This window comes from Streptomyces sp. NPDC029216 (assembly GCF_040648015.1).
Lineage (GTDB): Bacteria > Actinomycetota > Actinomycetes > Streptomycetales > Streptomycetaceae > Streptomyces.
This window is the reverse complement of sequence record NZ_JBEZWL010000021.1, coordinates 76,377-83,096: the sequence shown is the minus strand read 5'-3', so window position 1 is coordinate 83,096 and position 6,720 is coordinate 76,377. Positions and strand designations below refer to the sequence as shown.

The following is a 6,720-nucleotide window of genomic DNA, read 5'->3' as shown; positions in this document are numbered from 1 at the left end:
GCGAGGCCGACCTGCTGCTCGGCCGGCGCCGGCCGCGGGAACGCGGCGTGTGGCCGGCGCACGCCCGCGCGGGGAACCTCGCGCTGGCCCGGATGCTGCGCCGCCGGACCGGGCTGCGCCTGCACGACCTCGGCCCGATGCGGGTCGCGCGCCGCGAGGCCCTGCTCGGCCTGGAGCTGACGGACCGGCGCAGCGGCTACCCCCTCCAGATGGTCGTCCGCGCAGCCGACGCGGGCTGGCGGGTCGCGGAGACGGACGTCCCCTACCTGCCCCGGTCCGGGAAGTCCAAGGTCACCGGCACCTGGCGGGGTACCTGGCACGCCGTGCGCGACATGCGGCGGGTCCTGGCCGAGCCGCCGCGCACCGGGCGCGCGCCCGCCGAGGGGGCCTGCGCATGAGCACCCTCCTGGTCATCGCCAAGGCCCCCGTCGCGGGCCGCGTGAAGACCCGGCTGACCCCGGCGTTCACCCCGCAGCAGGCGGCGGACCTGGCGCTCGCATCGCTCCGGGACACCCTGTCGGCGGTCCTGGCCGCACCGGCCCGGCGCCGGGTCCTGGTCCTCGACGGGGAGCCGGGGCCCTGGGTGCCGGAGGGGATCGAGGTCGTCCCGCAGGGTACGGGCGGTCTGGACGTCCGGCTGGCCGCCGCCTTCGCGCTGGCCGACGGGCCGGCGCTGCTCATCGGCATGGACACCCCGCAGGTCACCGCGGCCCTCCTCGCGCCGGGGCTCGACTTCACCACGGCGGACGCCTGGTTCGGGCCCGCCGACGACGGGGGGTTCTGGGCGCTGGGCCTGGCGGACCCCGACCCGGCGCTGCTGATCGGCGTCCCCATGTCGGTGGCGCACACCGGTGAGGTGCAGCGGCGCCGGCTCACCGACGCGGGGCTGGCCGTACGGGACCTGCCGGAGCTGTGCGACGTGGACACCCCCGCCGACGCGGCCCGGGTCGCCGCGGCCGCACCGCGGACCCGTTTCGCCGCCCTGTACGGCGGCCTGTGCGCGGTGGCCCGATGACCGCCCGGCTCACCGGACCGGCCACCCGCGCCTGGCGGGCCGACCCGTACGCCGACGCGCTGCGCGTGGGCCGGGGCCCGCTCTACCTCCGCCGTCACGACGGCTGGCTGCTGCCGCTCGACGTCGAGCGGTGGTGTGCGGAGCCCGACGCCGCCGACCTGACCGTCCTGGCCCGGTGCGGCGGCCCCGTCCTCGACGTCGGCTGCGGACCGGGCCGGCTGGTCGCGGCCCTGGCCCGGCTCGGGCGCACGGCACTGGGCGTGGACGTCACCCCCGAGGCGGTCGCCCGTACCGTGCGGGCGGGTGGCAGCGCGCTGTGCCGGTCGGTCTTCGAACCGCTGCCCGGAGAGGGCGGCTGGGGCACGGTCCTGCTGATCGACGGCAACATCGGCATCGGCGGGGACCCCGCCGCCCTGCTGCGCCGGGCCGCCGAACTGGCCGCGCCCGGCGGCTCCCTGCTGGTGGAGGCGGCCGGCGCCGACGTGGACGAGCGCGTCGAGGTGCACGTCGAGGACGGGAGCGGGGGCCGTGGAGCGTCCTTCCGGTGGGCGCGGCTCGGCAGCCTGGCCCTGTGCGCCGAGGCGCGGGCCGCGGGCTGGACCCCGTACGACACCTGGCAGGCGGCGGGCCGGCACTTCGTCCATCTGACCCGCTGACGGTTTCCGCGCGGCGGAGCCGCCGGGGTGGGATCCGTACGTCCGCGGATCCCACCCCGGCGGTCTCTGCGCGCGATGCTCCGGTCAGGCCCTCCGGCCCATCGTGCGCAGCACGGCGCGCGCACCGGCGCCGACGGCGGTGAGCAGCGCGACGGCCGCCATGGCGAGCAGCCAGTTGCGCAGGTAGTCGAGCGGCAGGACGGTGGGGTTGGCCACCCCGCCGGGACGCAGGAGCGGTGGCAGGGCGATCGCGGTCAGGGAGCCCGCGACGAGGAGGGCCCCGCGCGGTACCCCGCGCAGGCGCAGTCCCGCCGCGGCGGCGAGGGCGGCGATCGCGAGCACGAGCGGCGCGACGAGGGCGTCGTGCACCACGACCGCTCCCCCGAGCCAGACGGCGATCCGCCACGGCCCGGGCTGCCGGAGCAGCAGCCATCCGCCCCAGCCCGCGAGCGTCAGCCCGAACGCGCCCAGCACGAAGCGGAAGCCTTTCACACGACCTCCAGCCGGCCGACCCACTTGGTCTGCAGGACGCCGGGCCGGTTCGGGGCGATGACGCGGGCCGGGTAGCCGTGGTCCAGGGACAGCTCCTCGCCGTTCAGGCGCAGCGCGAGGAGCGTGAGCGGGTCCTGGGCGTAGTGCCGGCCCATGTCCGTCACCCGGTAGGCGCCCGCCGCTTCGAGGGATTCCACGCGGGCCCGCGATCCCGGGCCGCCGCCCGCGCGTTCCAGGAGGTCGCGTACCCGTACCCCGGTCCAGCGGGCGGACTTGCTCCAGCCCTCGACGCAGGCGATGGGCAGGGTGACCTCGTGCTGGGGCAGGGCGCGCAGCTCGTCCAGCGTCAGGGTGAACGGCCGGGGCCCGTCCACGGTGAGCCGCCAGCCGGCCAGGGAGGCCCGGGTGACGCCCGCGGCGGCGGCGGTCCGGTTCACGGGCAGGCCCTGGAGTCCGTGGGCGGGGCTGCGCGGGCCGAACAGGTCCAGCGGGCCGAGCGCGGTCACGGACTGTCCCACGGTGGTCAGCGTCACCGCCCCGACGGCGGCCGAGACGCCGAGGAGGAGCTGTCGCCGGTCCGGCCCGTCGGCCTCGGGCAGGGCCAGGGTTCCGGGGGAACGGAGGGTGAAGTGGGCCCGGACGCGCGGCCATTGCACGGCGACGTGCAGGACCAGGGAGCCCAGCAGCAGCCAGGCGACGGCGTAGTGCACGGCGACGAAGTCGAAGGGCCAGGGGTACCACTGGAAGGTGTTCAGCAGACCGGTGAACAGCTCGAACAGTCCGGCGGCGACGAGGACGGCCACGGAGATCCGCTCCAGGGCGTGGAGGGCCGACCGCACCGGAGGCCAGGCGAACAACCGGGGGTAGACCGCCCAGAGCTTCGCGAGCAGCAGCGGGACCGCGGCGATCCCGGACGCCACGTGGAGGCCCTGGGTGAGCCGGTAGCCCCAGTACGGGCGGCTCGGCAGCCGGTCGGCCAGCCATCCCGGCGGGTGCTGGAGGCAGTGGCTCACGACACCGGTCGCGAAGCAGACGGCCAGGGACAGGCCGAGCCATCGGCCGATCGCGGTCGCGGTACGGGCATCGTGCAGGCGCGCCTTGAAGGTCACGGGCGGCCCTGGGGGCAGGGTGAGACGCATGCCCCCCATCACACCGCCGACCGGGCGCGTGCAGGGGGCCGGAACACCTTACGAAACGCGGACGCCCACGGCGCGGGCCGCCTTCGGGCGCCGATTCCTGGAACGCTTCCCCGGGTGAAGCCCCTCACCGCCCGCGCCCCCCGCGCCGCTCTCGCCGCCAGCGTCCTGGCCCTCGCCGCGCTCACGACGGTCCTCGTCCTCACCGTCCGGTACGGGGGCTTCGAAGACCCCGACGGGCTGTTCCGGTGGTACGCGGCCGGCTGGGCGCTCTTCGCCGTGGCCCTGCTGGCGCTGCGCCGGGTCCCGGGCCGCCAGGTCGGACGGCTGGTCGTGGCCGGGGCCGTGGCGGTCACGGTGGCCGGACTGGCCGGACCGCCGCGGACCAGCACCGACTCCTACCGCTACGCCTGGGACGGCCGCGTCCAGTCCGCCGGTGTCTCCCCGTACGACCACGCCCCGCAGGACCCGGCGCTCGCCCGGCTGCGCGACCCCTGGCTCTTCCCCACCGGCGCCGCCTGCGCGGGCCCGGACCTCGCGCCGATCCCGTCCGCCGACGGCACCCGGCGCTGCACCCGCATCAACAGGCCCGCCGTCCATACGATCTACCCGCCCGTCGCCGAGGCGTACTTCCTGGCCGTCGACCGGCTCTCCCCCTCCGGCGCCCGGCACAAGCCGCTCCAGGCGGGTGCCGGCCTGATCTCGCTCGGCGTCACCGGCACGCTCCTGCTGATCCTCCGGCGGCGCGGCGACGACCTCCGCAGGGCCGCGTACTGGGCCTGGTGCCCGGCCGTTCCCGTGGAAGCGGTCGGCAACGCCCACGCCGACGTCCTGGGCGTGCTCCTGGCGGTCGCCGGACTCGGCCTCGTCGCCTCCCGCGCCCTGGACCGGCGGGCGGCTGGCGGGGTGCTGATCGGCGCCGCCATCGCCACCAAGCTGATGCCGGCCGTCGTCCTGCCCGGCGCCCTGTCCGGGGTCCGGCGCGTCCGCGACGCGGCCGCCGTGCTGCTGCCCGCCGCGGCCTTCGCCGCGCTCTCCTACCTCCCCTACGTCCTCCTCTCGCACGGCTCGGTCTTCGGCTACCTCGGCGGCTACGTGCGGGAGGAGGGCTACGGGGACGCCTCGGCCGGTGCCCGCTACGCGCTCCTGCGCCTGGTCCTGCCCGACGCCTGGGCGTTGCCAGTGCTGGCCGCCGTCATCGCCGGCATCTGTCTGTTCGTGATGTGGCGCGGGGACCCGGGGCGCCCGTGGAGCGGCGCCCTGACGGTCACCGGCTGGGCGTTCGTCCTCCTCACGCCCGGCTACTCCTGGTACGCCCTCCTCCCGGTCGCCCTCGTCGCCCTCGACGGACGCGGGGAATGGCTGGGCGTGGCGCTCGCGGGCGCCGCCGTCTACGTCCTCGGCCCGTCCCTCGGCTACCGGCCGGCGCTGAGCAGCCTCGCCTACGGCGCCGCGGCCGCGCTCGTCCTCGTGACGGCCCTGGTCCGACGCCGGCTCCGGGCCAACCGGGCCGAGGACCGTACAGCGCCCCGGCCGCAGCGCCTCGGTTCCCGTTGACGAGGCGGATGCCCGCGGGCGAGATCACCGTCATGGCGGTCACCGTGGTGTGCGTGGTCGCCACCCACAAGCTCGCCGTCGGCGTCGTCACCGGTTCCGTCACCGCGATGGTCTTCGCCAAGCGCGTCGCCCGGCTCGCAGACCCGCGCCGCCGGGCGGGTTCGGGGGCCTGTCGGGCTGGGGCTAGTCCGGCCCGGTCCAGTCGAAGGTGATGTGCTTGCTGGACTGGCCTTCCCGGCTCCACTGGAAGCCGTAGGCGTCGGCGCGGTCCGCCGTCGCGCGGCCCCAGGTCGCGACCTGGCCCGGTCCGGTCTCGGCACCCGGCAGATTGGTCGACTGCACGCGGGCGCCCTCCGGTGTGGTGGGGCCGGTGAGTGCCTGCGCGCCCGCCTCGACCCGGCCGGGAACCACGGCCCGCCAGCTGGAGAGGTCGTCGGCGACCTCCACCTCGATGGGGGCGAACTCCATACCGCGCATCTCCGCGCCCATCATGCTCACCATCTCGGCCGGCCAGCTGCCCGCCTGCCCACCGAAGATCATCTGGAGCGCTTCGCGCTGTGCGTCGTCGGCGCGCTCGTCGACGAAGACCGCCGCGTACGCGTCGGAGTGCTCGGCCCATACGTTGCCCACGAAGGAGCCCAGCATCAGCACGTTGAGGCCGTCCAGCGGTACGTCTCCGTACCGTCCCTCGCGGATGTGCCAGGCGAGGATGCCCTCGCAATCGCCGTAGGTGGGCAGCTGCGCGAACGAGCAGGGGCACGGCACGTTGCACTTACAGGTGTCGAACCAGTCGCCCGCCGCGTGCCACCTGGGCACGGCCGCCGTCGTCTCGGACATCTCCCTGCCTCCTCGTGACCGGGTACAGGCCTGCACCTCGATTATCCGCCCGCCACGGCCGCCCGGCAGGGTCTGGTCCGCGCGCACGCGCAGGTCCGCTGTGGTGTGCTGGAAGCGTGCGCCTCGACCGGAAGGCCCTGTCACCGCCCCTGCGTCCGGCGAACCTGCTGTCGGTCCGGCAGCTGGCGTTCGCCTGGTCCCTGATGGGGCTGATCGCGCTGATCGCCTGGGCGCTGGTCGTCGACCAGGCCCGTGACATGGGGGTGGAACCGGGAACCATGGGGATGGGCATCCCGCTGTTCCTGCTGCTGTGGCTGGTCATGATGATCGCCATGATGTTCCCGTCGGTGGCCCCGGTGGCCATCACCTGGGCCCGGGGCATCGGCCGCCAGTCGGCCGGAGCCGTCCGCGCGGCCCGCACCGCCCAGTTCGTGGCCGGGTACCTCCTGGCCTGGACGGTCTTCGGCCTGATCGCCTACGGGCTCCTCGCCGCGACCGCGGCCGTGGTCGACGACCACCCGGGCGCCGGGCGCTGGATCGGCGCCGGAGCCTTCCTGGTCGCCGGGCTGTACCAGTTCAGCCCGCTGAAGAACCTCTGCCTGCGGCACTGCCGCAGCCCCATGGGCCAGCTCGTGCGCTACGCCGGCTTCCGGCCCGTGGTCCGGGACCTGCGGGTCGGGGCCCACCACGGGGCGTACTGCGTCGGCTGCTGCTGGGGACTGATGGTCGTCCTCGTCCCGCTCGGCGTCATGAACGTCCTGGCCATGGCCGCGGTGGCCGTGGTGATCTTCGTGGAGAAGCTGTGGCGACTGGGCCCCGTCTTCTCGGCGGCCATCGGCATCGCCTTCCTCGCGCTCGCGGTACTGGCCCTCTTCCAGCCCTGGCTGCTGCCGGGCCTGACCCCGCCGCAGTCGCCGATGACGTCCATGCTCCGGCCATAGGGACACGCAGGCCGCTCATCGGACGAAGGCCCCGGCCGCGGTGCGGTCGGGGCCTTCGTGGGGCCGGCCTCAGTCGTCCTGTACGG

General features: G+C 75.7%; 8 protein-coding genes and 1 pseudogene. 6 read left to right on the top strand and 3 right to left on the bottom strand.

Features of this window, described 5'->3' with window-relative positions:
• The 3 genes and pseudogenes from AB0F18_RS11535 to AB0F18_RS11525 all read left to right on the top strand — a co-directional run.
• Positions 1–398, top strand: a pseudogene (locus AB0F18_RS11535) (glycosyltransferase); the annotation flags it as partial.
• Positions 395–1,015, top strand: a complete 621-nt coding sequence (locus tag AB0F18_RS11530) for a TIGR04282 family arsenosugar biosynthesis glycosyltransferase (RefSeq protein ID WP_362057791.1) — start codon at positions 395–397, stop codon at positions 1,013–1,015. The pseudogene AB0F18_RS11535 and the gene AB0F18_RS11530, both read left to right, overlap by 4 nt.
• Complete coding sequence (locus AB0F18_RS11525; RefSeq protein ID WP_362057789.1) at positions 1,012–1,671, top strand: class I SAM-dependent methyltransferase; 660 nt, start codon at positions 1,012–1,014, stop codon at positions 1,669–1,671. The genes AB0F18_RS11530 and AB0F18_RS11525 overlap by 4 nt, the downstream gene beginning before the upstream one ends.
• Before the next feature lie 84 nt (positions 1,672–1,755).
• Here AB0F18_RS11525 and AB0F18_RS11520 read toward each other — a convergent pair whose 3' ends face one another.
• Both AB0F18_RS11520 and AB0F18_RS11515 read right to left on the bottom strand, forming a co-directional pair.
• Entirely contained in the window at positions 1,756–2,163 is a 408-nt protein-coding gene (locus AB0F18_RS11520) for a hypothetical protein (protein WP_362057786.1), read from the bottom strand.
• Positions 2,160–3,311 carry a molybdopterin-dependent oxidoreductase gene (locus AB0F18_RS11515; protein ID WP_362057783.1) on the bottom strand — a complete coding sequence of 384 codons (1,152 nt, stop codon included), beginning with the start codon at positions 3,309–3,311 and terminating at the stop codon, positions 2,160–2,162. The genes AB0F18_RS11520 and AB0F18_RS11515 overlap by 4 nt, the downstream gene beginning before the upstream one ends.
• 105 nt (positions 3,312–3,416) lie before the next feature.
• Here AB0F18_RS11515 and AB0F18_RS11510 point away from each other — a divergent pair, with 105 nt between their 5' ends.
• Positions 3,417–4,856, top strand: coding sequence for a glycosyltransferase 87 family protein (locus AB0F18_RS11510; RefSeq protein WP_362057780.1), 1,440 nt, complete (start codon positions 3,417–3,419; stop codon positions 4,854–4,856).
• A gap of 8 nt (positions 4,857–4,864) precedes the next feature.
• The gene (locus AB0F18_RS11505; RefSeq protein ID WP_362057804.1) at positions 4,865–5,068 is read left to right on the top strand and encodes a hypothetical protein; all 204 of its coding nucleotides are present in this window, start codon (positions 4,865–4,867) and stop codon (positions 5,066–5,068) included.
• On the opposite strand, the gene AB0F18_RS11500 is transcribed toward AB0F18_RS11505, so the two are convergent.
• Positions 5,040–5,693, bottom strand: coding sequence for a DUF1326 domain-containing protein (locus AB0F18_RS11500; protein WP_362057777.1), 654 nt, complete (start codon positions 5,691–5,693; stop codon positions 5,040–5,042). The genes AB0F18_RS11505 and AB0F18_RS11500 overlap by 29 nt on opposite strands.
• A gap of 116 nt (positions 5,694–5,809) precedes the next feature.
• Between AB0F18_RS11500 and AB0F18_RS11495 the strand changes: the two genes are divergently transcribed.
• Complete coding sequence (locus AB0F18_RS11495) at positions 5,810–6,634, top strand: DUF2182 domain-containing protein (protein ID WP_362057774.1); 825 nt, start codon at positions 5,810–5,812, stop codon at positions 6,632–6,634.
• Positions 6,635–6,720: the final 86 nt, after the last annotated feature.